The following is a 21,736-nucleotide window of genomic DNA, read 5'->3' as shown; positions in this document are numbered from 1 at the left end:
CCAGACGTTCAACGCACAGATTCATGTACCATAACCTCAGGATGGTCTGCCCGGCCATGCGCCGACGAGTTCGGAACCGGCGCTTGCTCCGGCCACCGCAGGCTCGATTCACAATAACAAAGCCGTCCAGCGGAATGGCGGCTACGGTAAATTCCAGCCAGGGCCGAACTTCAGCTTTGGACGGGAACTTCAGACGTTCCCGCCCGTGAGCGAATTTCACTACCTAGCCGTGAGGCGACGTTCAGGGCTATTTGCAGAACCAGATCAGCTCCAGCCGACAGCCCCTCTACATACCAAGTCCATCGTACATCAGCGGTTGCTTGCTCGTAGCGTCGGGCTCGTCAGAACCCAGTGCTGAAACCCACCTGACATACCCTCTGCGATGAGCCGCGCGCCGCAGGTTGAGAAAAATGAAGCTTGGCCACGTTCTCGCCCTATTCAACCATCACAACCCTGACCGTAGAGTTCTGAAGTACGAACATCACTCAACGCACAGCCGTGAGTGACTGTCGATTTTTTGGCGAAGTTCAGCGTTTATTCTCAGTACAGCAGCCGTTCTGGTTCCTGCGTATTCCATCATACGATCCATCGAAATCTTGAGGCTCCACTTCGTTGGGGCACGCTCATCTATGGGGACAATCCTATGGCTTTGAATACTTCCGCCGCGCCTAGCGGCAACTTCAACTTGTCCAATTGGAAGATCACCCTCCCGGTCGATCAGAACGGTAGCCTCAGTGGCACTGCCGTCGAGGTGCAAAACCTCAGCGGCTACAAGAATTCAAAGTACTTCTACACCGGTTCCGACGGAGCGATGGTTTTCTACGCTCCCGTTGATGGTGCGACTACCAAGGGGTCCTCCTACGCCCGGTCTGAGTTGCGCGAGATGAATGGTGGCGAGAAGGCCGCCTGGAACCTGTCAAAAGGCGGGTTCATGAGTGCCACCCTTGAGGTTGATGCCGCGCCAGACCGCGATGGCATCGGCGGCAGACTGGTCGTAGGCCAGATTCATGGTCAGAACGATGAGTTGGTGCGTCTCTACTGGGAAAACGGCACAGTCTACTTCGTCAACGATCAGGCAGGGTCAGGCAACTCCGAGACCAAGTTCACGCTCAAGGATAGCGGTGGGGCCACGCCGGACGTCTCGCTGAATGAGAGGTTCTCCTACACGATCAATGCCAAGGGCTCGACCCTCGAGGTTGAGGTCTATGCTGACGGCAAGGTCTACGAGTCCAGCACCAAGATCAACTCAGTCTGGCAGAGCGACACGTTCTACTTCAAAGCGGGTGCTTATCTCGGCGCGAATGAAAGCAATGGTTCTGGTGCGGGTCAGGCCTCATTCTATGCCCTGGATGTCAACCACGATGGCACAGTGACGACACCCTCGACCTCCTCTGACCCGGCACCAGAGCCGATGCCAAGCGAACCCGCGCCGGACCAAACGGATGAACCCACCTCAGCCCCCACACCGAAGTCTGATCCAATCCTGCCCGACCTACCGACGACCACGAAAACCATCAACGGCGACAGCGATGGCAACAGCCTGAGGGGCACGTCCGGGAGTGACCTGATTGGCGGCAAGGGCGGCGACGACACGATCTGGGCCAAGAACGGGAGCGACATTCTAAGCGGCGGCTCAGGCGAGGATGTCTTTGTATTCGACACCAAACCCGGCAGCGCCAACGTCGATACGATCCTGGACTTCGCTCCTGAGGATGACACGATCCACCTCAACGACTCTGTGTTCACGATGCTGGAACAGGGCAAGCTCTCGACCGGCAACTTCGTAATTGGCGAGGTCGCCAAGGACCGCGACGACTACATCATCTATAACGACAAGACAGGTGCTCTGTCCTACGATGCCGATGGGAAAGGCGCAGGCACTGCGGTACAGTTTGGCGTCATCGACAACTTGGCGAAGCTCGCTGCAAGCCACTTCGTCGTGATCTAAGCACGAGCATGCTTCACGAATAGCCTCAGTTTCCGCTGAGGCCATTCCTCCCTGACGCAGTGAACTCCCAGAATTGGCAACCGAGTGTTGAGATCGGTGTCTTGCCTATCAGCCGGGCTCTATGATTTCCCGAAGAGCCTTGATCCGGGCGGCCGAGCGAAAGGGCTTGCGACGGAAAGTAGTATTCGACGCCAGATCGTTCGAACTCGGATCGGGCGTGCGAACTCAAAACCATTCAAAAATCCAGGCATGTTGACGTCCGTGACGACAACAGCAACATCAGTCCTGGACCGGAGCAACTCGAGCGCCTCGTCCGCATCCTGTTCCTCGACCACCCAGAACTCGGGCTGATGCAAGATGTCGACTAGGGTCTGGTGAACAAGGAACTCATCCTCAAAGAGGAGAGCCACGGGCTGGTTGAGGATTCGACGGGCCGGCTTCACCCGGCGCAACGAACCGTCGCCAGCACAGTTCCGGCTAATGTGAAGGTCCACGAGGCCAGCTTGTCTCGTGCTACATGTCCCGTCCGTTTAACATTGGATTTGGAGTTGTCTATCCTAGCGCGAAGGTCAGGACGTGGCACATCTGCGAAGTAGGCCGAATGTCCGCTAGAGCGGCGAGCAGCAGACTTTCCAAGGGCACCTGCAATTTTCTTGGAAACCCGGAGCCGACCTTCTGTACCTTGTAGTGGCACAACCCCAATTTACGGTTATGTCCCTGCGATGTGCCATGGTCATACGCTCCAAGCTCTTCAGAGCACACAAAGAAACTCTCCCGCCAGTGTGCCAGCGAGGGAGCCTTGGAGATGACAAGTAGCAGTCTCAGGAGGAAGAAGAGCTAGACTTCAGTTCTCAGGAGCGGATCCTCATCAGATCCATGCTTTGGATAGCCCGCTTTAGGGGCGCTCCCTATCATCTAAGTTAAACGTGGCGGGACATTCAGCGCAGATCCAGACTTGAGCCTCTTTTCAAAAGAGCTGGGTCGTTGTTGTTCAACCTGGATCAGCCGGGTGCACTCGCTAAGATAAGCCGAGCCTCGGTTATATAAGTTAGCTCGCCTAACCATCAGACATCAGGGGTACAATGATGGATAGCCTCGCAACCTCATCAGTGCCCACCAGAGAGCGTAAGCGTCGCATTCTCGTTGTTGAGGATAAAGCGATGATCAGCATGTTGCTTGAGGATGTGGTCCTGGACTGCAGTGGTGAGCTCGTGGGGCCGGTTGCCAGATTCGACGATGCGCTTGAGCTCGCCCATAAATCGGTGCTCGGGGTTGCCGCTCTCGACCTGAACCTGAATGGCGGTCTCAGCTATCCCATTGCCGAGGTAATCCGCGAGCGCGGCATTCCTGTGATCTTTGCTACTGGCTATGGCGCCGATGGTCTGCTCGATCGGTTCAGCGACTGCCCGACGTTGCAAAAACCCTTCAGCCAGCAAGACTTCGCTGAAGCAGTAGCCAGGATCCGCTCGGTTATGCATGCTGGGTTCTATCGGACGCCGGTCCGGTGGCTTTCACGGTGGGGTTAACGTGGTGTGTGCCTTGATCACCTGATTAGGCCGGCTGCCGCATCGGCTGGTTCTCCGAGGCCGATGTCCCAGCCTCCTGCTCGGCGGCTCCGCTTCTCTGTTCGCCGCCCTTGCTCCGCACCCGGGTGACATCCTCCGCAATCAGCCGCGCTCCGCGTTGAACGTGAGGTAGGTCCAGAGCCAGCGCATGGTCACGAGAAAGCGGCTATGGAAGCCCACCAGCAGGTACACGTGGGCGGTGCCCCATAGGAGCCGGGCGGCGAAGCCCTTGATCTTGAGACTGTCCCAGTGGATCAGCGCCGAGTTCCGCCCCACGACAGCCAGGTTGCCCCGGCTGCGGAAGCAGAATGGGAGAGGAGTCTCGTGGCGAAGGATGCGCGCGAGCCGCGCCTTGCCGAGATAGCGGCCCTGCTGGTCGCCACCTGGGCCAAACCGGGAGAGGCTTTCCGTGCTCGTCCTTGGCCAAAGCAAGATCGCCAAGCACATAGACGTTGTCGAGGTTGAGCACGGACAGGTCTGGAGCCACGGCAACACGCCCGGCCGGTCGGTTCCGACATGCTGCCACTGCCCGGCTGGTGAGGCCGCCACACCTGCAGCCCACACGATGGTGGAGCATGGGATGAGTTCGCCGCCGACCGTGACGCCCCGCTCGCTGACGTCCTCCACAGGTTTTCCCGTGAGCAGGGTGACCCCAAGCGGTCGATCACCGTCACGCGCAAGGGTGTGCTCCCAAGAGCCTTTGCGCGGGAGGGCCCTCCGAAGCCAGCGCCCACGATCGCCACGTGGTGAGCCAGGAACGGGCTCGCCTCTGTCCCATCGGCCTGGTGTATCTGATTGATCAGGGTAATCCCAAGCAATCTAAGGTGGCTGTCAGGCGTATGAAACGACCCGGGTGCGGAAATGGTCCACTGCGTCTGAGCTCGCCCGGTGAGCTATCGTGTGCAGACCGTCAGCCTTGAGGCTTCGACGGGATCGCCGAAGTCGCCTCGTGGTCATGGTCAATCGGCACGAGAAAGGTCACGAACACGTAATCGTCTCCCGCTTCGTCATCCATGTCAGGCTCCTCATCAGCGGTTTCAATGAGGGCCACCTCATGCCGGAAAGCGGGCCGGACGGTCAGGGGTGCCTTTCCATCCCCCAACGGTGTTCCGTCACTGTTCATGATCATCAGGTCACGCTTGAACTCCGGGCTCTCGAATACCTCGCGTACCTGGGCCTCATCCACATTCGTCACGGCAGTCGGGATGCCGCCGATCTCTATGGTCAACATCGGCTCCCCTGGCTATCGTCATTTCAGTGGCTGTCGAGGTGTCGTACCAATCTGCCAGTTCAAGCATTTGGTCGCCCGAGGCGAGCAATCATCTCGGTCAACTCCTCACGTGGTGCAGGCTTTTCCAGCCACGGCACGCCCTGGAGGGCGTCCGGGAGGTTGCTCGTGAACGGAAGGCCCGAGTAGACGGCAAAAGGCGCGTTACGCCCCTTCAGCTCATGGGCAATGGGCAAGGAGGTGCCGTCCCTGAGGGCTACGTCCAGGAGAGCGACCTCCGGCGTATTGTGCTCTAACCACCGGAGAGTATCGGCGCAGGACAGGAAGGGGCCGGCTATGGAGAAACCTGCATCTTCCAGGAATGCTTCAAGGGACATGCCGATGAGCGCTTGGTCTTCAACGATCATGCAACAGGGTCTGATCATCGCAACTGATCTCTCATTGTTCGGAAATTGAAGAGCCCCACGATTAGAGAAGGCCGATAGGGCCTTGCTGGAGCTGATCGAAACACCACCATTTCATGCACCCTGCCTGGGATCGGCCATCCTCACACTTACGCAGGTTAAACGCGGCTGTAGTCTGCCATCTGAAGGCACCATTTTGTGAACTCGTGCCATCCAATCCCTATTCTCAAGCCTATCATAGGTTAATGGAAGCTATTGCCCGAACAACTTCGTTACAGTCACCAGAGCTGGTCGCACAGTTATTGCAAACGACCCTTCATGTCAGCTTATTAACTTAGGTTATACAGACTTCTATATTGTCAAATCAGCAGGAACTACTGGTGCTTGGATCAGGTTAGAACCACTCCTTTCGTGCGCGATCTGCGTGCTCTGAGATAAAGAGGTTTGACCTTGACCGAGCCAGCAAAGCGGCCGCTCCAGTTGTGGGGCGGCGTTGAGTGCACTGTTGTGCAAATCGGCACTGAGTTCCGCAATCAGGTGGAAGAGACAGGCCATATCCAGCGCTTGTCCGACCTCGATGCCATTGCGGCTCTCGGGATCAGGACGATGCGCTACCCCGTCGTGTGGGAGTCCATCGCGCCGGATCATCCGGATATCTGCGACTGGACCTGGACAGACGAGCGCTTCGGTCGCTTGCGCGAACTCGGCATCCGGCCGATTGCTGGTCTTGTGCACCATGGCAGCGGCCCGCGCTATACGAGCCTCGTCGATCCGAACTTCCCCGATCTGCTGGCTCGTCATGCCGAGCGTGTCGCGGCACGGTACCCTTGGGTGGACATGTTCACCCCGATCAACGAGCCGCTGACGACGGCCCGCTTCAGCGGGCTTTACGGTCACTGGCATCCGCATGGGCGGGACTACACCACTTTCCTGCGCTGCCTCGTCACCGAGTGCCGGGCCACCGTGCTCGCCATGCGCGCCATTCGCCGGATCATTCCGCATGCGCAGCTGGTGCAGACGGAAGACATGGGCAAGACCTACAGCACGCCGCATCTGCGCTACCAGGCCGACTTGGAGAACCAGCGCCGCTGGCTCAGCCTCGACCTGCTGTTCGGGCGCGTAGACCGCTCGCATCCCTGGTACGAGATCTGCCTCCGGCATGGCATCGGAGAGGAGGAGCTCGACTTCTTCCTGGAGGGCGACGGCGCGCCGGACATCATCGGCATCAACCACTATCCGACGAGCGAGCGCTACCTCGACGAGGCGATGGATCGCTATCCCGAGTGCTTCCACGGCGGCAATCATCTGCACCCGCTCAATGGCGCTACACGCATCGACCACTATGCCGATGTCGAGGCGCTGCGGATGGACATCCCCTCCGAAGAACTCGGGTTCAAGGCGCGACTTGCAGAGGTCTGGGACCGCTACCGGCATCCCATCGCGGTGACCGAGGCCCATCACGGTTCGACCCGCGAGGAGCAGGTGCGTTGGCTGATGGAGGTTTGGCAAGGGGTTCAGGAACTCAGGGAGACGGGCCACGATATCCGGGCCGTCACCATCTGGTCCCTGCTCGGCGCGGTGGACTGGAACTCCCTGCTGGTGGCCCGTAACAGCTTCTACGAGCCGGGCGCCTTCGACATTCGCAGCGGGCAGCCCCGCCGCACCGCCATCGGCATGGCGGCCGAATTTCTCTCACGCAGCGGCACCTTTGAGCACCCGGTGCTCGACCAGCCCGGCTGGTGGCGGCGTGACGGGCGGCACTATCAGTCGCCAGCCAGCAAAGCCGAAAAGCCTTCTCGCACCCGGCGCCCGATCCTGATTGCCGGCGCGACGGGAACCCTCGGCCGTGCCTTTGCCCGCCTATGCTCGCAGCGCGGTCTTGATCATGTGATCCTCACCCGCGGCGAGATGGACATCACCGATCCGGCATCCGTCGATGCGGCCCTCGCACGGCATCGCCCCTGGGCGGTCATCAACGCGGCCGGATACGTTGGTGTCGATGATGCCGCCCGTGAGCGGGACCTGTGCTTCAAGGCCAACACGACGGGAGCCGAAGCGATCGCTCAGGCCTGCGCCCGTCTCGGGCTGCCGGTGGTCGCCTTTTCGTCCGACCGGGTCTTCGACGGCAGCCTGGGGCGCCCGTATCTGGAAAGCGATCCGGTCTGCCCGGCCTGCGTGTACGGCGAGAGCACGGCGGAAGCCGAGCAGCGTGTGGCGCAGGCTCACCCTCAGGCCCTCGTGATCCGCACGAGCGCCTTCTTCGGCCCCTGGGACACAGCCAATTTCGTCTATCAGGTCCTTAGTGAGCTGGAGGCCGGCCGCGCTATCAAGCCGTCCGAAGGCATCGTCTCGCCAACCTATGTTCCCGATCTTGTTCATGCGTCCCTGGATCTTCTGGTCGATGGCGAGCGCGGGATCTGGCACCTTGCGAACCAGGGCATGACCTCCTGGAGCGAACTCGCGCAGCGTGTGGCGTCGGAAGGCGGCTTCTCCTGGAGAGCAGGGCCCCGGGCGGTGGAGAGGGCTCCACGCCTGACAGCCCTGTCAAGCGAGCGTGGCCTGATTATGCCGTCCTTCGAGAGCGCCGTCTCGCGCTACTTCAGCGAATGCGAGGTGGACTGGAGAGCTCAGCGTTTTCTCGACGCTGCCGAGTAAAAGGATTACAGGCGGAGCGATCAGGGCTTCAATCTCGGCTGTTCCGCCTGCTCTTGATGCAAATCCAAAGTCAGCAGTACTCGGCGCATACGCACGGTGTTTGGAGTTCTCTATTCGGAGGTAGGCTCAGAATCCCGGAACATCTCTTTTAGGGCGCCCATCAACATCGGCTGTGCAGCCCGACCTTCTGCGAGTGTGAGGAAATCGTTGATGCCAAAGCGCTGGGCGCCACGGTTGGCCTGACTATCCGAGTGAACGCCCGTGCGAGCCCAGCTGTGCTCCACGTAGAGACCCGGCGCATCCGTGTCGAGGACCAGATGCCACCAGTCTCCTGCATTCTCGAGAGGGCGATTGGCGGCAAAGGCTAATTCACGCTTCAACACAGGCATCAGCCTCCTCCCACACATAACGTCTAACCGTGCAGGGATTGCCTGGGGCGCGCAAGAGTGACGAGCCATCCCCTTCAGCGGGGAAGATGCGCAAATCGCCCGGAAGGTTCCAAAATGTCTAGTCCTGAATGCGGATCCACCCAAGCTCGCGAGAGTGCCGCTTGTCGGGAGACAAGTCACTCAGCCTGACTAAGCAGAGCAGGAAGGATATGTCTCCTAATGGGATGGTCCGGCCGTGCTTCTGCCCCGCATGTTCGTAAGCTGTGGGGCTCCGAGCCACGCAAGGAGCACGTCCCATGACACAGTCTTCTTTCTCTGCCGCCATTGCCACCCTGGGCATCGATGTGGGCAAGAACAGCTTCCACCTTGTCGGCCAGGATGAGCGTGGCGCCATCGTGCTGCGCCTTAAGCTCTCCCGGTCCCAGCTCACGCAGCGGCTGGCCAACATCCCACCCTGCCTGATTGGCATGGAAGCTTGTGCCGGCGCCTGGCTCGGGCTGGTGCCAGGCAGGAATCGACCGGCGACCGCACCATCCGGGGCAGGATCTCCAAACGCGGCAACACGTACCTGCGCACGCTGTTCGTGCAGGCGGCCCACATTGTCCTGGTGCGCCGCCCATCTGGCGCGAGGCTCGGCCTGTGGCCCTGGATCGAGACCGCAGGCCGGCGGCTGCATCGCAACATGCTGGTGATTGCGCTCGCCAACAAGCTCGCCCGTATCGTTTGGGCGGTGCTGGCCCGCGGACACGGCTATCAGCCGAGGAGCGCCTCCCATGCCATGTAACATGAGGGCGCTTCAGGCTCTTTCTGCAACCGATCAGCCCTGATGAGACAACGAGATGAGATCGGTGATCTGTAAGTTCTGATCAGGTTGTTGCGGCGAGAGCCTGAGCCGGTGTTCGTCGGCCGAGACTACCATGCGGGCGCTGCTGATTGTACCAGGTCAGCCACCGCGGCAGATCCGTGCCCCGGGTATCCGACGAGTTGAACGGAATCGCATAGGCCCATTCCCGCAGAAGCGTCTGGATGAAGCGCTCGGCCTTGCCGTTGGTCTTGGGCGTGTAAGGACGGGTGCGGATGTGCCGGATCCCAAGCATCCGCAGCGCCTTGCGGAACAGCCGCGTGACGTACCCTGACCCGTTGTCCGTCATCACCCGCTCAACCCGGATACCGCGCGCTCTGAACCAGCGCAGGGCTCGCACCAGGAAGGCTGTGGTCGAGCGGCGGGTCTCGTCCGGCAGCACCTCGACATAGGCCAGCTGGGTGGCGTCATCGATGGCCACATGAAAGCAGTCGTACCCTGTGCCGGTGCTGGGGTTGCGCCGGTCACCTGTGATCCGATGGTCCACCCGCTGGAAGCGGGCCAGCTTCTTGATGTCCAGGTGGATCAGCTCGCCCGGGTGCTGGCGCTGGTAGCGCATGGGCGGCTCCTTCGGCTCCAGGGCTGTCAGGCGACCCAAGCCGCGCCGGGTGAGCCAGGCCGCCACGGTGGAGCGGGCCAGCTTCAGCTTGCCGGCGATCGCCTCGGCGGTGTGCCGGTACTCCCGCCGGAGATGCTCGATCACGCCGAACCAGTACTCAGCCGCGCGGGTTGCCACTGTCCTTGGGCGGGAGGAGCGGTTCTCCAGCCCGCTTGTCCCTTCCGCCCTGTAGCGGGCCAGCCACTTGCGGGCGGTGCGCTCGCTGATGCCAAAGCCTCGGGCGACCTCGCGAACAGGCCGGCCGTCCTCAAGGATGCGGCGGATCATTTCCGCTCGATCCAGCCGGGTCGTGCGGGCATTCTGGTGCGGGTTGTTCATCTCTCAGGTCCATCGGTAATCGTGTCGCAACGACCACCTTCAGGCCCTCAGACGGGATGAACAACCTCCTCAGATCTCACACCTAGCACGACGCGCGAGCCCTGCACGTGCCGGAGACGATCACGCTGTTGCCGCTGCCGCCGGCATCACCCCAGCTGAACCCGGTGGAGCGGGTCTGGCTCTATCTGCGCGAGCGCTACCTCTGTCATCGCATGCTCGATGACTATGGGGCTGTCCTGGAGGCGGTCTGCCGCGCCTGGAACCGGCTCCTCGACGAGACAGGCCGTCTCACAAGATTGACGGCCTACCCGTACCTCACTGCGTCAGGAATTCCCTGACCGGGTATTACTCCTCATGGCGGCTCAACAGAAGATCCCTGGCTTGGTTCACGCGCGCGGCGAGATAGGTCGAACCGCCTTGATCCGGGTGGAGCTTCTTCATCAGGATCCGGTGAGCCTGCCGGATTTCATCGGAGCTGGCCCCTGGTTGGATGTCTAGGATCCGGTAGGCTTCCTCTGGAGTCATGGCACTCGATGCAGATTGGGCATCCGCCTGCGCCTCATCCTGGGTGTCTTCACGCCAATGAGGAAACCGACGGTCGAGATAGACCTCGAGAAGGCGGACACCCTCTGGATCGTTGACTTGGCACTCCGTCAGCAGATCATGAAGGCGTGCCTCGTCGAGTGATCCGAGTTGCTGTCCGCCGAAAGTGCCGGCAAGCACGGAGCCCTCCATCGCGCCGGTTTCGTGATCGAGCGTCATTTCGATCAGCCGGGAGCGGACCCGCGAGGTGCTGCCGGAAGCCCGCGGTGCGCGCCTGCCGGGATTGGGGAAGGTGAGGCTGCTCCACCCGAGGAGCCAAGCGCCGAGACTTCCGATCAGCAGGGCTATGTCGATCCGCCCCCGGACCGCGAGCAGTCCTGCAGTGCCAAGGGCCACAATGCCGCCGATGAGCTTGAGAAGCTTTGCAAGGGTGGCTGGGTTTGCGTGCGCAAAGTTGCTCAGGAAGAACCAAAGGACCGTGGCGGCCGCTATGCCGTACAGCAACATCACCGCTTGTGCCCAGTGATGGAGGTGAGCAGGCCGCGGGCCTGTGCGCTGGTGGCGGACAATCGGCTGAGACCCTCAACACCGTTGGCGGCATAGGTTGCTGCGGCGCGCAAGAGTTCGGCTAGGGTCTGCGGGGCTCCTGCATCGAATCGGGCATACGCTCCGCCGCTCAGGCGGGCGATCTCCTGAAAAGCACGGGCGGCATCAGGGTCACGCCCCTCATGGAACATGAAGGCCTTGATGCCCAACAAACCAAGTTCGCCTGCAACAGCACAGAGATCGTCAATCGGCTCCTCCATAGCATCGCCAACATAGACGAGCACCTTCAATGGCGCTTGGTTGGCTTCCGTCCGGACATGACGGAGGACCCGTCCGATCTGGGTCTGGCCCCCCCGGCAACTGATCTTCGTCATGAGGTCCGTCAGCGCCCGCGGATCGGCGACCCAGCGGGAGGATCGGCACTCGCCGAAGCCTCGGAAGTAGACCAGTTGCACCGAGAGGCCGCCGGCCTCACTGGCCGCGGCAAACATCTCGCTCTGCACGCGGCAGGCGAGATCCCAGGTAGGCTGCCGGCTCATGGTGGCGTCGAGAGCAAATACGAGCCGCGCTCGGGGTGCATTGCCCGCCAACGGTCCAAGCCGTTTGGCCTCTGCCAGGAACGAGTCAACCATTGAGGCCGGACTGCCAGCGGTTGCGTGCGGACGTGTGAGATCCTTTTTGTCAGCCATTCCATCTCCCTCTCCAAAGATGTGGGGCCTGAGGGAGCGTCTGTAAATCCAGGCACAGAGGCATAGCTCAGCAGTTCCAGGTTGCGAGATCTGCGAAGAGCGGGGAACAGGCAGGAATGATGCTCAATGCAGTAGGTGCTGAAACCTGTGCGGAACACCCAGGAGGAAGGAGCCGTCGGAACGTCGCTTGTTGGCACGTTCCGGAAGGGGGCGAACTTCCGCTTTGGACAGGAACATCGGACTTTCCTGTCAGTGAACGAATTTCACTACCTGACGGATGCTGTTGGAAAAACCCCGCAACTGTCGCTTTTCGCGTTGTCAGCATACAGGATGCTGGGCCTGATCTCGCACTCTGGCGCTAGTAATAGATGGAGGAACCAGCCCTCAGGACTTTTTGGACAGCATCGACCCAATCCCCACATTTGTGATGATGAGCATGACAGGCGGCTGACGTCATGGGAAAGCTGGTGTGGGAGCCTCGTCGCGGCTAGGTTCCTTCGATGCACCTTCGTGCCACTGCCGAGTTGCTCCTTGCTCTGTGCATGTTCCTCGGAGCAACCCTCTACACCTCTGTCAGTCATGCCGGTGCGTCGGCCTATATCGCGGCCACGCCGCCCGTCTCCTGTGGCCGGGGATGACGAAGATCGCGCGGGACAGCAGAGACATCCCCCTAAGCTGGGGCATCGGCCTGCTGTCGGGCCTGACGGGAACGGGCGGCGGCATCTTCCTGTCGCCCTTGTTGCTCTTCATAGGCTGGTCCGCGGCCCGCACGGCCTCAGGCGTCGCAGCCGCCTTCATCCTGTGCAACTCGACCGCCGGATTCTTGGGCAACATCGCTTCCGTGCAGGCACTTCCGGCTGAGCTCCCGCTCTATGCTGGCGCAGTGTTCCTGGGCGCTTTGATGGGCACGACGCTCGGGATCAAGCTGGCCCGCCCGGCGATCCTCAAGGCTTTCGGCGTGGTGCTGGTCATCGCCGGCCTCAAGATGCTCGGCGTCTACTGATCGCTGACATTCCGTAAAGAACGTTACGCGCAATTCACGGCCTTCATTACTCCCCTGAGCCCGGGGGAGCGGCTCCGGATCGACCCGGTCAACATGCATCGATACCGTGATGGTCAGCATTCGCTGGCGATGCTCGTTCCTGACCTCGACCGTGATTTCACGGGTGTCGCTCGTCGGCAGCCGATGCCGCCCAATCTCAGCCGCCGTGCAGGCAGCTACGTACTCGGCGGCATCAAGGCTCCCAAACTCCAAGCCGTCCTCATCAGTGATGAAGCGCGTTCCTTCCCGCACATCAAAGTAAGAGCGAGGCATTGATTTCCCTTGGAAGAACAAAGAAGAGCTAAGTTTTTCCGTCTAGAAGAAAATTCGCGAAGCAAAACTAACATAGATTTGATACATAAGATTATCCATGTGATATAGTGGAACTATTATCAGCAATTGATTATAGGTGCTGATAGCTGAGAGATACGTGTGCTCCCGCCTGTCAAGCAGGGGAGCGCCCTGATGGACGCCACTCATCCTTTCACGACTGCCATCCTCATCCGCAAGCTGGAAAGCATCCTCACGCTTACAGACGAAGAGCGTCAGGCGCTTGAGGCCTTGCCGATGCAGATCGTGGCTCTCAAAGAGAACCAGGACATCGTGCGAGTGGGGGATCGCCCCTCCCGGTCCTGCCTGATCCTGAGTGGCTTCACCTGCATGTACAAGATGACCGGAGACGGCAAGCGCCAGATCCACAACTTCAACATCCCCGGCGATATTCCAGACCTACAGAGCCTGCACCTTCAGGTGCTGGACAACAGCCTCAGCACTCTCACCCCGTGCAGCGTGGGGTTCATCACCCATGAGGTCTTGGACAAGCTGTGCGAGCGCCAGTACCGCATCGCACGGGCCTTCTGGCGCGAAACCCTCATCGATGGAGCAATCTTCCGGGAGTGGATGACCAGCATCGGGCAGCGCGAGTCCTATCCGCGCATGGCTCACCTCCTGTGCGAGATGATGGTCCGCCTGCGGGCGGTGGGGCTGAGCGACGGCTATAGCTGCAAATGGCCGATCACTCAGGCCGAGATCGGCGACGCGCTCGGCATCACGACGGTGCACGTCAACCGGGTTCTTCAGGAGATGAGGGCCGAAGGCCTCATTGACTTGAAGGGCGACCGGCTGAACATTCTCGCCTGGGAGAAGTTGATGCAGGCAGGTGACTTCGAGCCGACCTACCTGCACCTGAAACACGAGGCGACCGCCGCATGACCCTCTCCGTTGAACCCATGCGGGTGGCACCGACTGAGCGATCAATTGCGACACCCGCGCGCATCGTCCCGGTGAGCCTCCGATCCGGGTAAGCCTGCATACGAACATCCTTTTAATTGCGGGACACGGGAACATAGGTGGGGGCGCCAAGGTTTGTATGCACCCAGGCGTCTTACCCTGGACAGCCCTACAGCCCTTAGCCTCGGTATGAGCCCGTTTGCGTCTCGCGGACGGTGTACGCTCTCTCGTGCCGGCGAACGCCCACTTGGAGCCAACAGCATGATCCGTGATACAGCGGACACCCCGAACGCCAAATCCTCAGGCACGCTGGACCGATCCGACGCGGGCGCTGTCGTTCCCGCAGGGTCGGAGCAGCCATCGTTAGCACCTTCCGGTCCGCCGATGCGGGTTGGTGAGCGGGGCGTCTATCGCGGCGCCAACCTCTTCGCATCGATGCCCATGATCCGCATTCAGGTCGATCTCGGAGCGCTGGAGGAATGGCCGTCCAATCGAATTCCGGGCTTCAACGAGGCGCTCCTGGCGCTGCTGCCCGGGCTTGGCCGGCACGGGTGCTCGTACAAGGAGCCTGGCGGGTTCGTGCGGCGGCTGGAAGACGGCACATGGCTCGGCCATGTGGCCGAGCATGTGGCGCTTGAACTCCAGTCGCTCATCGGCCCTCGCGTGACGCGTGGCAAGACGCGATCCGTGAAGGGCAAGCCCGGCGTCTACAACGTGATGTTCGCCTACCAGGAGGAAACGGTGGGCCAGCTCGCCGGGCGCCTAGCCCTGCAACTTGTGGACTCGCTTCTGCCGACAGGCCTGCGCGGCATCACGGGGCTTGACCGCATCTGCGAGTCGGAGGATCCGATCACGCGCAATGGCGCATTCGACCTGGATGCGGCGCTCGACCAGCTCCGGCGCCAGCATCGCCGCGTCGCCCTTGGCCCGACCACCCAATCTCTCGTGCGCGAAGCCGAGCGCCGGGGGATCCCCGCCATACGTTTGGACGACAAGAGCCTGGTGCAACTCGGAACGGGACGGCACCAGAAGCGCATCCGCGCCAGCATCACGAGCCAGACCAGCCAGATCGCCACGGACGCGGCGGGCGACAAGGACCTGACCAAGCAACTCCTCAGGGATGCCGGTCTTCCGGTTCCTCGCGGCGTGATCGTGCGCCGGGCCGACGACGCCGTGCGCGAGGCCAGCCGCATCAGCTATCCCGTCGTGACCAAACCACTCGATGGCAACCACGGACGTGGCGTGAGCATCGGTCTCACCACACCTGAGGCCGTCCGCGACGGTTTCGACGAGGCCGCCCGGCACGGCCGGCGCGTCATCGTCGAGCAGCAGTTCCAGGGACGCGACCACCGTATCCTGGTGGTGAACGGCGAGGTGATCGCCGTCGCCGAACGCGTGCCCGCCCACGTGGTGGGTGATGGGAGCCGCAGCATCGCTGAGCTCGTCGAGGAGGTGAACCGGGATCCCCGCCGAGGCGAAGGTCATGAGACCGTCATGACCCGGATCCGGCTCGACAGCCACGTCCAGGGTGTGCTCGCCAAGGCGGGGCTGGGCATCGACAGTATCCCGGCGAGAGGGCAGGTCGTGTACCTGTGCGACACGGCGAACCTGTCCACGGGCGGTACAGCCATCGACCGCACCGACGACATCCATCCCGACAATGCCATGATCGCCCGCCGGGCGGCGCGAACCATTGGCCTCGACATCGCGGGCATCGACTTCATCGCGCCGGACATCTCCCGCTCCGTGCATGAGACCGGCGGCGGGATCATCGAGGTCAACGCGGCTCCCGGCTTCCGCATGCACCTGCAGCCCTCGCAAGGGCGGCCTCGCAACGTGGCGCGTCCAGTGATCGAGATGCTTTTCCCGCGCGGGACCCCGACCCGCATCCCGATCCTCGCGATCACCGGCACGAACGGCAAGTCGACGACGGCCCGTATGGTCGGGCACATCATGCAGGCCCATGGGATGTGCGTGGGGATGACCTCGACGACGGGCATCTACATAAATGGCAGAAGGATCGTGGAGGCCGACGCCTCAGGCCCGTGGAGTGCCCGTGCGGTGCTGCGGGAACCGACCATCGACGTGGCGGTGCTGGAAACGGCCCGCGGCGGCATCCTGCGCGAGGGCCTCGGCTTCCCGGAGGCCGACATTGGCCTCGTCACCAATGTCCAGCCGGATCATCTCGGCCTTAAGGGTATCGAGACCATTGAGGATCTCGCCTGGGTGAAGTCGGTGGTCGTCGAGGCCGTGCACCGCAACGGCACCAGCATCCTCAACGCCGACGATCCCATGTGCGTCAGCATGCGCCGGCGGGCCGGCGGCCGGATCGCCTACTTCTCCCTTCGCGGGAGTTCCGACATGCCGGACTTCCTGCGCGAGCACATTGATGCCGGTGGGCTTGCGGTAGTGCGTGAGTCCGGGCGAGCCTCAGGCGGCGACATCATCATCCACGATGACGGAGACCCAATGCACCTGATGCCAACCGCGGAGATCCCGGCGACCTTCGATGGACTTGCGGAGTTCAACGTGCAGAATGCCCTCGGCGCCATTGCAATGGCCTATGCGCAGGGTGTGCCTCCCGCCGTCATTCGCAGGGCCCTCTCGACCTATACCACCTCGTTCGAGCACAATCCGGGACGCCTCAACGTGTTCGATGGCCATGGCTTCCGCGTAATCCTGGACTACGCCCACAACCCGGCCGGTCTTCAGGCGCTCGGAGACCTCATCCTGAAGATGCGCCCGCGGCACCGGCGCGTGATCGGCATGATCAACATTCCGGGCGATCGCCGGGACGAAGACATCCTCGAGATGGGCGCACTCGCAACGCGCTACTTCGACGATATCGTGTTCCGGGAGGACCCGGCGCGGCGGGGGCGCAAGCCGGGCGAGATCGTCGAACTCCTCGTCGAGGGGGCGCTCGCGGCGGGCTTTCCCGAGGACCGCATCCGCCGGGTCATGAACGAGGAGGACGCCGCCCCTGTGTGCCTCGACATGGCACGCCAGGGGGACCTAGTGGTGCTCACGCCGACCGAGGTCGAGGCGATGTGGCAGCAGGTGCTCGACTTCCGCGTGCCGCCCGAAGCGCGCTTCGACGTGGAAATCGACAGGCGAAGCGACGGAACGGACATCGGGCGGAGAACCGCGTGACCTGGGTCCTCATCGTCCATGGCGGTGCCAAGGAGATCGCCCCGGACCAGGAGGATGCCAACCGGCGCGGATGCCTTGAGGCTGTTGCGGCAGGCCAGGCCATCCTGGAGCAGGGTGGGTCAGCCGTGGACGCCGTCGAAGCCGCGATCCGGATCCTGGAGAGCGACCCCACCTTCAACGCAGGATACGGCTCCGACCTGAACGCTGACGGTGAGGTCGAGATGGATGCCGCAATGATGGATGGGAGCAGCCTCTCCCTTGGCGCGGTCGCCGCGATCCAGGGCGTGCGCCATCCCATTTCCATCGCGCGGCGGATGCTTGCCGAACCGCCGACCCTGCTGGTGGGCGAGGGGGCGCGCCGCTTCGCTGTTGCACACGGGGCCGAACTCTGCGAGCCGGGGGAGCTGATCCTACCCGGCTCGGACGGCCCAGACAGGAAAACACACGATCATGACACGGTGGGCTGCGTGGCCCTGGACACCTCCGGCAGGATTGCGGCCGGCACGTCGACCGGAGGCCTGGACGAGACCCTGCCAGGGCGGGTCGGGGACTCCCCGCTGCCGGGCTGCGGCTTCTACGCGGATGATCAGGTCGGGGGCGTGGCTTTCTCCGGAGACGGCGAATGCATCGCCAGAACCCTGCTCGCCGCCCGCGTCATGCAGGCGCTTGAGGGTAGTCAGCTCCCGCAGGCTGCCGTTGAGGCCTCGCTGACACACCTCGCAAGGGTTGGGGGAGAGGCTGGCGGGATCGTTCTCGACCGTGTTGGGCGGGTGGGCTGGGCGCACAACAGCTCGCATTTCGCGGTCGCCTGGGTAACGGACAGCATGCGCACTCCCTTGGTCCGCCTGCGCCAGGATGAGGAGTGACGGCATGGCAGACCATGGCAGCAAGAGGTCCGGAGGACCGTTGATCATCATCGGCGGCGGCGAGGACAGGGAGGGTGAGCGCGTGATCCTGCGCGAGGTCGCGCGGCATCTGAACGGCGGCAAGCTCGTCCTGGCCACAGTGGCCTCACACCAGCCGGAGGGCTACTTCGAGACCTACCAGAAGGCCTTTGCCGATCTCGGAATTGAGGATCTGGTCGAGCTCTACGTGAACGACAGGGCGGAGACGCTCGATCCGGAGAAGCTGCGCCTGTTCGACGGTGCGGCAGGCGTGTTCTTCTCCGGCGGCGACCAGTTGCGGATCTCAAGCCAGATCGGGGATACGCCCGTCGAGCAGCGCGTGCGCGAGATCCACGAGCGCGGCGGCGTGATCGCCGGAACTTCCGCGGGCGCCTCGATGATGAGCGAAACCATGCTGGTCAAGGGAACGAGCGGCGAGTCCTACAAGATCGGCGACCTGCACATGGCCCCCGGTCTCGGCCTGGTGCGGGACGTGATCATCGACCAGCACTTCGCTGAGCGCGGCCGGTTCGGGCGGCTGTTCGGGGCGGTGGCGCACAACCCGCGCGAACTCGGCATCGGGATTGACGAGGACACGGCGCTGGTTCTCCAGGACAGCCGCTTCGAGGTGATCGGGAACGGCTGCGTCTACGTGGCCGACGGGGCCGGTGTGACGCATTCCAACATCGCCGAGGCCCGGCCCGAGCGGGCGCTGTCCATGTACGACATCCGCCTGCACGTGCTGAGCGCAGGCGACTCCTTCGACCTAGCCAAACGGCGCCCAGCTGTGGTGCTGGACGTCACGGTCAGCCACGCCATCGAGGCGCACGCTGCCGGCTGAGCTGGAAGCGGTCGATCTCGGTGAGGGAGCGACTCCAGCGATGACAATCATCGGAGGAGCCAGTTCGGCAGGAAAGGTCTCATTCTGACATGAAGACAGATCCTCCTTTGTTCGGCCCTACTTCTCCGATCGGCCGATGCCATTGAAAAATTCTTGAGGGCTGGTTCCTCATCTACTACGAGCGTCAGCGTGCGAGATCAGGCCCAGCATCCTGTATGCTGACAACGCGAAACCGACAGTTGCGGAGTTTTTCAACAGCATCGACCCAAAGGAGACATTCCATCACCAGGCGGAACATGGATAGCAAGGAGCTTGGTCTTTGGTTTAGCGCCCGATGCTTGGCGTTAAGACATAGGCCGTCGTGGATTTCACCCGCTGCATTGCGAAGCGGGAAGTCACATTCTTGAGCGGGACTGCATCAATGAGACGTTTGTAGAAAGCGTCGTAGGCGCCCATGTCGGACACCACCACGCGAAGCAGATAATCTACATCTCCTGCCATCCGGTAGAACTCTATTACTTCCGGCATAGCTAGAACCGTATCGGCAAATTGCTGCAAACCCTGCCCGGAATGATCGGCGATTTCGATTGATACAAAAACCGTAAGCCCCAGACCCACCTTCTCAGGATCTACCAGCGCGACCCGCTTCTGAATTACACCTGTTGCTTCCAAACGCTGCACACGCTTCCAGCATGGCGTCTGAGACAAGTTCACCCTTTGGGCGAGGTCAGCAATGGAAATATCGGCGTTTTCCTGCAGCAGCATCAGGATCTTGATATCTGTAGCATCCATGTCAGACCCCGGTGAGCGTGAAACAAGGATTCCACGGGATTAGCTGATGGAGTCCCACCAAGCTGGTCCGAATTGTTCTTTATATAGAACAAAATTCTCTTTTCAAGTCATGTTAAAGTGTCAACCTCATTCCGAACAAGGGATCTCCCTCAACCAAGAACAAAAATTCCCTCCGAAGTAGGCGTTTGTAGAAGAATATCTCTATATAGCTCGTTCTAAAAAAAGAACGTTCCCGTTGCATTTTGCATGTTCTGGCCCTGATAATTCAGGGGTTGTTCGTCCAACCATGCAAGGGGATCGACGTGTTCGACATTCGACACTTTAGGAAGACGGCCGGTCTAGCGGTCTTACTCGGAGGCACGCTCCTGGCGGAGGCGAGCGTATGGGGAGCAGCACAGGCGGCAGGCTCGGATGACAAGCCTGCTAGGGGCGGAACGCTGGTCTATCTCGAGCAGCAGAGCCACACGAACCTGTATCCCCCTGCGGGCGGCTTCTACCCCAATGGCGGGATCCTTAACCAGATTACCGACAAGCTGACCTATCAGAACCCCAAGACGCTCGAGATCGAGCCGTGGATCGCCGAATCGTGGACGGTGAACGCGGAGGCGACGGAGTACACCTTCAAGGTTCGAACAGGTGTTACGTTCTCTGATGGCACGCCGCTCGACGCTGCTGCCGTGGCCAGGAACTACGACACGTTCGGGCGCGGCAACAAGGAGCTGAAGCTACCGGTCTCGGAGGTCATCAACAACTACGACCGCAGCGAGGTCATCGATCCGCAGACGGTAAGGTTCATCTTCAAGAAGCCTTCGCCCGGTTTCCTGCAAGGCACGTCCGTGATCGGCTCCGGTCTCGTGTCTCTGAAGACGCTCGCGCTGCCTTATGAAGCGCTCGGCGATGCCACGAAGATCATCGGCTCGGGTCCGTTCGTCGTTGCAAGCGAGACGCTCGGGCGAGAACTCACGCTCACGGCCCGTCCTGACTACAACTGGGGCCCGACGAAGCTCGAGCACCAGGGCCGCCCCTATCTCGACGAGATCAAATACATCCTCACGCCGGAGGACAGCGTGCGCATCGGGGCGCTGCTGGCTGGGCAGGCCGACGTCATCCGCCAGATCCAGGCCTATGACGAGAAGCAGGTCGAGGACGAGGGCTACCTGATCTACGCACCCTCGACGCGCGGTGTGAACAACAGCGTCGTGTTCCGCCCCGACAACCCGCTCGTCGCCGATGTCCGTGTCCGGCGCGCGCTGCTGCACGCCACCAATACGGACGAGATCGTCTCGACCTTGTTCTCCGACAATTACCCGAAGGCGACCTCGATCATCGCCAAGACGGCATCAGGTTATGTCGATCTCTCGCAGAAGCTGTCCTACGACGTTGAGAAGGCTAAAGCGCTGCTCGACGAAGCTGGCTGGAAGGTCGGGGCGAACGGACGGCGCCAGAAGGACGGCCAGACGCTGGAACTCTCGGCCTACGAGTCCCTGCCGCAGCCGCAGAACAAGGAGATGCTGCAACTCATCACCCAGCAATGGGAAAAGGTTGGCGTGAAGCTCAACGTGCTGACCGCCGACTCGGGCAGTGCCGTGGTGAACAACCTTGATCCCGCCAAGGCGCCTGTTTCTCCCGCGATGGTCGGGAGGGCCGATCCCGACGTGATTAAGAGCCAATACTACCCGACCAACCGCAACGTCCTGCTGCAGAAGGGCGGAAACAGCGACAAGGTGCAGTCCTTCCTCGACGAGAGGTTGAATACGCTCCTGGACCAGCTCGCCTCCGAACCGGATCGCGCCAAGCGCCTCGCAATCGCGGGTGAGGTCCAGAACTACGTGATCGATCAGGCTTATGCCATTCCGATTTTCGAGGAGCCGCAAGCCTTCGCCGCCGCGCCTTACGTAAAGGGTGTGTCTTTCGAAGCGGTGGGCCGTCCCAGCTTCTACAGCACCTGGTTGGCCCCGCGCCGCTGAGGAACCTTCAGATCGGCCGGATGTCGCAGACGAACCATGACCGGCCGGCCTGCAATAAATCGTC

The 21,736-nt window shown here is 61.7% G+C and carries 19 protein-coding genes and 1 pseudogene; 11 read left to right on the top strand and 9 right to left on the bottom strand.

Annotation, left to right across the window (positions count from 1 at the left end):
- Positions 1–643 precede the first annotated feature (643 nt).
- Complete coding sequence (locus tag MA07_RS09575) at positions 644–1,948, top strand: polysaccharide lyase family 7 protein (protein WP_081928878.1); 1,305 nt, start codon at positions 644–646, stop codon at positions 1,946–1,948.
- Positions 1,949–2,067: 119 nt separating this feature from the next.
- Here the strand turns inward: MA07_RS09575 and MA07_RS09570 are convergent, their stop codons facing one another.
- Positions 2,068–2,358: a response regulator gene (locus MA07_RS09570; protein ID WP_244445213.1), complete on the bottom strand. Its 291-nt coding sequence runs from the start codon at positions 2,356–2,358 to the stop codon at positions 2,068–2,070.
- A gap of 750 nt (positions 2,359–3,108) precedes the next feature.
- Here MA07_RS09570 and MA07_RS09565 point away from each other — a divergent pair.
- Positions 3,109–3,474, top strand: coding sequence for a response regulator (locus tag MA07_RS09565; RefSeq protein WP_244445209.1), 366 nt, complete (start codon positions 3,109–3,111; stop codon positions 3,472–3,474).
- A gap of 141 nt (positions 3,475–3,615) precedes the next feature.
- Here MA07_RS09565 and MA07_RS09560 read toward each other — a convergent pair whose 3' ends face one another.
- The 3 genes from MA07_RS09560 to MA07_RS09550 form a co-directional block, all read right to left on the bottom strand.
- Positions 3,616–4,140: a hypothetical protein gene (locus MA07_RS09560; RefSeq protein WP_052003003.1), complete on the bottom strand. Its 525-nt coding sequence runs from the start codon at positions 4,138–4,140 to the stop codon at positions 3,616–3,618.
- Between the two features lie 283 nt (positions 4,141–4,423).
- On the bottom strand, positions 4,424–4,744 hold the full coding sequence (locus MA07_RS09555) for a hypothetical protein (protein ID WP_052003002.1): 321 nt from the start codon (positions 4,742–4,744) through the stop codon (positions 4,424–4,426).
- A 59-nt stretch (positions 4,745–4,803) separates the two neighbouring features.
- Positions 4,804–5,148, bottom strand: a complete 345-nt coding sequence (locus MA07_RS09550) for a response regulator (RefSeq protein WP_052003001.1) — start codon at positions 5,146–5,148, stop codon at positions 4,804–4,806.
- A gap of 447 nt (positions 5,149–5,595) precedes the next feature.
- On the opposite strand from MA07_RS09550, the gene MA07_RS09545 reads away from it, so the two are divergent.
- The gene (locus MA07_RS09545; RefSeq protein ID WP_244445208.1) at positions 5,596–7,800 is read left to right on the top strand and encodes a family 1 glycosylhydrolase; all 2,205 of its coding nucleotides are present in this window, start codon (positions 5,596–5,598) and stop codon (positions 7,798–7,800) included.
- Positions 7,801–7,910: 110 nt separating this feature from the next.
- Here MA07_RS09545 and MA07_RS09540 read toward each other — a convergent pair whose 3' ends face one another.
- Entirely contained in the window at positions 7,911–8,189 is a 279-nt protein-coding gene (locus MA07_RS09540) for a hypothetical protein (RefSeq protein WP_036349885.1), read from the bottom strand.
- A gap of 296 nt (positions 8,190–8,485) precedes the next feature.
- On the opposite strand from MA07_RS09540, the pseudogene MA07_RS28800 reads away from it, so the two are divergent.
- A pseudogene (locus MA07_RS28800) lies at positions 8,486–8,973 on the top strand (transposase).
- Positions 8,974–9,055: 82 nt separating this feature from the next.
- Here the strand turns inward: MA07_RS28800 and MA07_RS09530 are convergent.
- On the bottom strand, positions 9,056–9,988 hold the full coding sequence (locus MA07_RS09530) for an IS481 family transposase (RefSeq protein ID WP_036349879.1): 933 nt from the start codon (positions 9,986–9,988) through the stop codon (positions 9,056–9,058).
- 107 nt (positions 9,989–10,095) lie between these two features.
- On the opposite strand from MA07_RS09530, the gene MA07_RS09525 reads away from it, so the two are divergent.
- Complete coding sequence (locus MA07_RS09525) at positions 10,096–10,326, top strand: hypothetical protein (protein ID WP_152568801.1); 231 nt, start codon at positions 10,096–10,098, stop codon at positions 10,324–10,326.
- Positions 10,327–10,333: 7 nt separating this feature from the next.
- Here the strand turns inward: MA07_RS09525 and MA07_RS09520 are convergent, their stop codons facing one another.
- Complete coding sequence (locus MA07_RS09520; protein ID WP_052003000.1) at positions 10,334–11,038, bottom strand: DnaJ domain-containing protein; 705 nt, start codon at positions 11,036–11,038, stop codon at positions 10,334–10,336.
- Positions 11,038–11,766 (bottom strand): hypothetical protein, encoded by a 729-nt coding sequence (locus MA07_RS09515; RefSeq protein ID WP_036349874.1) that lies wholly within the window; start codon positions 11,764–11,766, stop codon positions 11,038–11,040. Before MA07_RS09515 ends, MA07_RS09520 begins: the two co-directional genes overlap by 1 nt.
- 634 nt (positions 11,767–12,400) lie before the next feature.
- Here MA07_RS09515 and MA07_RS09510 point away from each other — a divergent pair.
- The 5 genes from MA07_RS09510 (at position 12,401) to MA07_RS09490 (ending at position 18,913) form a co-directional block, all read left to right on the top strand.
- A complete protein-coding gene (locus tag MA07_RS09510; protein ID WP_052002999.1) occupies positions 12,401–12,769 on the top strand; it encodes a TSUP family transporter in 369 nt (122 codons plus the stop codon).
- 504 nt (positions 12,770–13,273) lie between these two features.
- Entirely contained in the window at positions 13,274–14,020 is a 747-nt protein-coding gene (locus tag MA07_RS09505; RefSeq protein ID WP_036349871.1) for a Crp/Fnr family transcriptional regulator, read from the top strand.
- Between the two features lie 279 nt (positions 14,021–14,299).
- The gene (gene cphA / locus MA07_RS09500) at positions 14,300–17,188 is read left to right on the top strand and encodes a cyanophycin synthetase (protein WP_244445207.1); all 2,889 of its coding nucleotides are present in this window, start codon (positions 14,300–14,302) and stop codon (positions 17,186–17,188) included.
- A complete protein-coding gene (locus tag MA07_RS09495) occupies positions 17,185–18,054 on the top strand; it encodes an isoaspartyl peptidase/L-asparaginase family protein (RefSeq protein ID WP_036349868.1) in 870 nt (289 codons plus the stop codon). Before cphA ends, MA07_RS09495 begins: the two co-directional genes overlap by 4 nt.
- A gap of 4 nt (positions 18,055–18,058) precedes the next feature.
- Entirely contained in the window at positions 18,059–18,913 is an 855-nt protein-coding gene (locus MA07_RS09490) for a cyanophycinase (RefSeq protein ID WP_036349866.1), read from the top strand.
- A gap of 324 nt (positions 18,914–19,237) precedes the next feature.
- On the opposite strand, the gene MA07_RS09485 is transcribed toward MA07_RS09490, so the two are convergent.
- A complete protein-coding gene (locus MA07_RS09485) occupies positions 19,238–19,705 on the bottom strand; it encodes an Lrp/AsnC family transcriptional regulator (RefSeq protein WP_036349864.1) in 468 nt (155 codons plus the stop codon).
- Between the two features lie 365 nt (positions 19,706–20,070).
- Here MA07_RS09485 and MA07_RS09480 point away from each other — a divergent pair, with 365 nt between their 5' ends.
- Entirely contained in the window at positions 20,071–21,672 is a 1,602-nt protein-coding gene (locus MA07_RS09480; protein WP_244445212.1) for a TIGR04028 family ABC transporter substrate-binding protein, read from the top strand.
- The last annotated feature ends 64 nt before the right edge of the window (positions 21,673–21,736 follow it).

The organism is Microvirga sp. BSC39, assembly GCF_000739015.1.
Taxonomy (GTDB): domain Bacteria; phylum Pseudomonadota; class Alphaproteobacteria; order Rhizobiales; family Beijerinckiaceae; genus Microvirga.
The sequence above is the reverse complement of the archived record's forward strand: the minus strand, read 5'-3'. Positions and strand labels throughout refer to the sequence as shown.

What these genes read in the sequence shown, in the direction of transcription:
- MA07_RS09575 (WP_081928878.1), top strand. Translation starts at nt 644, where the DNA reads ATGGCTTTGAATACTTCCGCCGCGCCTAGCGGCAACTTCAACTTGTCC.
- MA07_RS09565 (WP_244445209.1), top strand. Translation starts at nt 3,109, where the DNA reads ATGATCAGCATGTTGCTTGAGGATGTGGTCCTGGACTGCAGTGGTGAG.
- MA07_RS09555 (WP_052003002.1), bottom strand. Translation starts at nt 4,744, where the DNA reads ATGTTGACCATAGAGATCGGCGGCATCCCGACTGCCGTGACGAATGTG.
- MA07_RS09550 (WP_052003001.1), bottom strand. Translation starts at nt 5,148, where the DNA reads ATGATCGTTGAAGACCAAGCGCTCATCGGCATGTCCCTTGAAGCATTC.
- MA07_RS09540 (WP_036349885.1), bottom strand. Translation starts at nt 8,189, where the DNA reads ATGCCTGTGTTGAAGCGTGAATTAGCCTTTGCCGCCAATCGCCCTCTC.
- MA07_RS09530 (WP_036349879.1), bottom strand. Translation starts at nt 9,988, where the DNA reads ATGAACAACCCGCACCAGAATGCCCGCACGACCCGGCTGGATCGAGCG.
- MA07_RS09520 (WP_052003000.1), bottom strand. Translation starts at nt 11,038, where the DNA reads ATGTTGCTGTACGGCATAGCGGCCGCCACGGTCCTTTGGTTCTTCCTG.
- MA07_RS09515 (WP_036349874.1), bottom strand. Translation starts at nt 11,766, where the DNA reads ATGGCTGACAAAAAGGATCTCACACGTCCGCACGCAACCGCTGGCAGT.
- MA07_RS09510 (WP_052002999.1), top strand. Translation starts at nt 12,401, where the DNA reads ATGACGAAGATCGCGCGGGACAGCAGAGACATCCCCCTAAGCTGGGGC.
- MA07_RS09505 (WP_036349871.1), top strand. Translation starts at nt 13,274, where the DNA reads ATGGACGCCACTCATCCTTTCACGACTGCCATCCTCATCCGCAAGCTG.
- cphA (WP_244445207.1), top strand. Translation starts at nt 14,300, where the DNA reads ATGATCCGTGATACAGCGGACACCCCGAACGCCAAATCCTCAGGCACG.
- MA07_RS09490 (WP_036349866.1), top strand. Translation starts at nt 18,059, where the DNA reads ATGGCAGACCATGGCAGCAAGAGGTCCGGAGGACCGTTGATCATCATC.
- MA07_RS09485 (WP_036349864.1), bottom strand. Translation starts at nt 19,705, where the DNA reads ATGGATGCTACAGATATCAAGATCCTGATGCTGCTGCAGGAAAACGCC.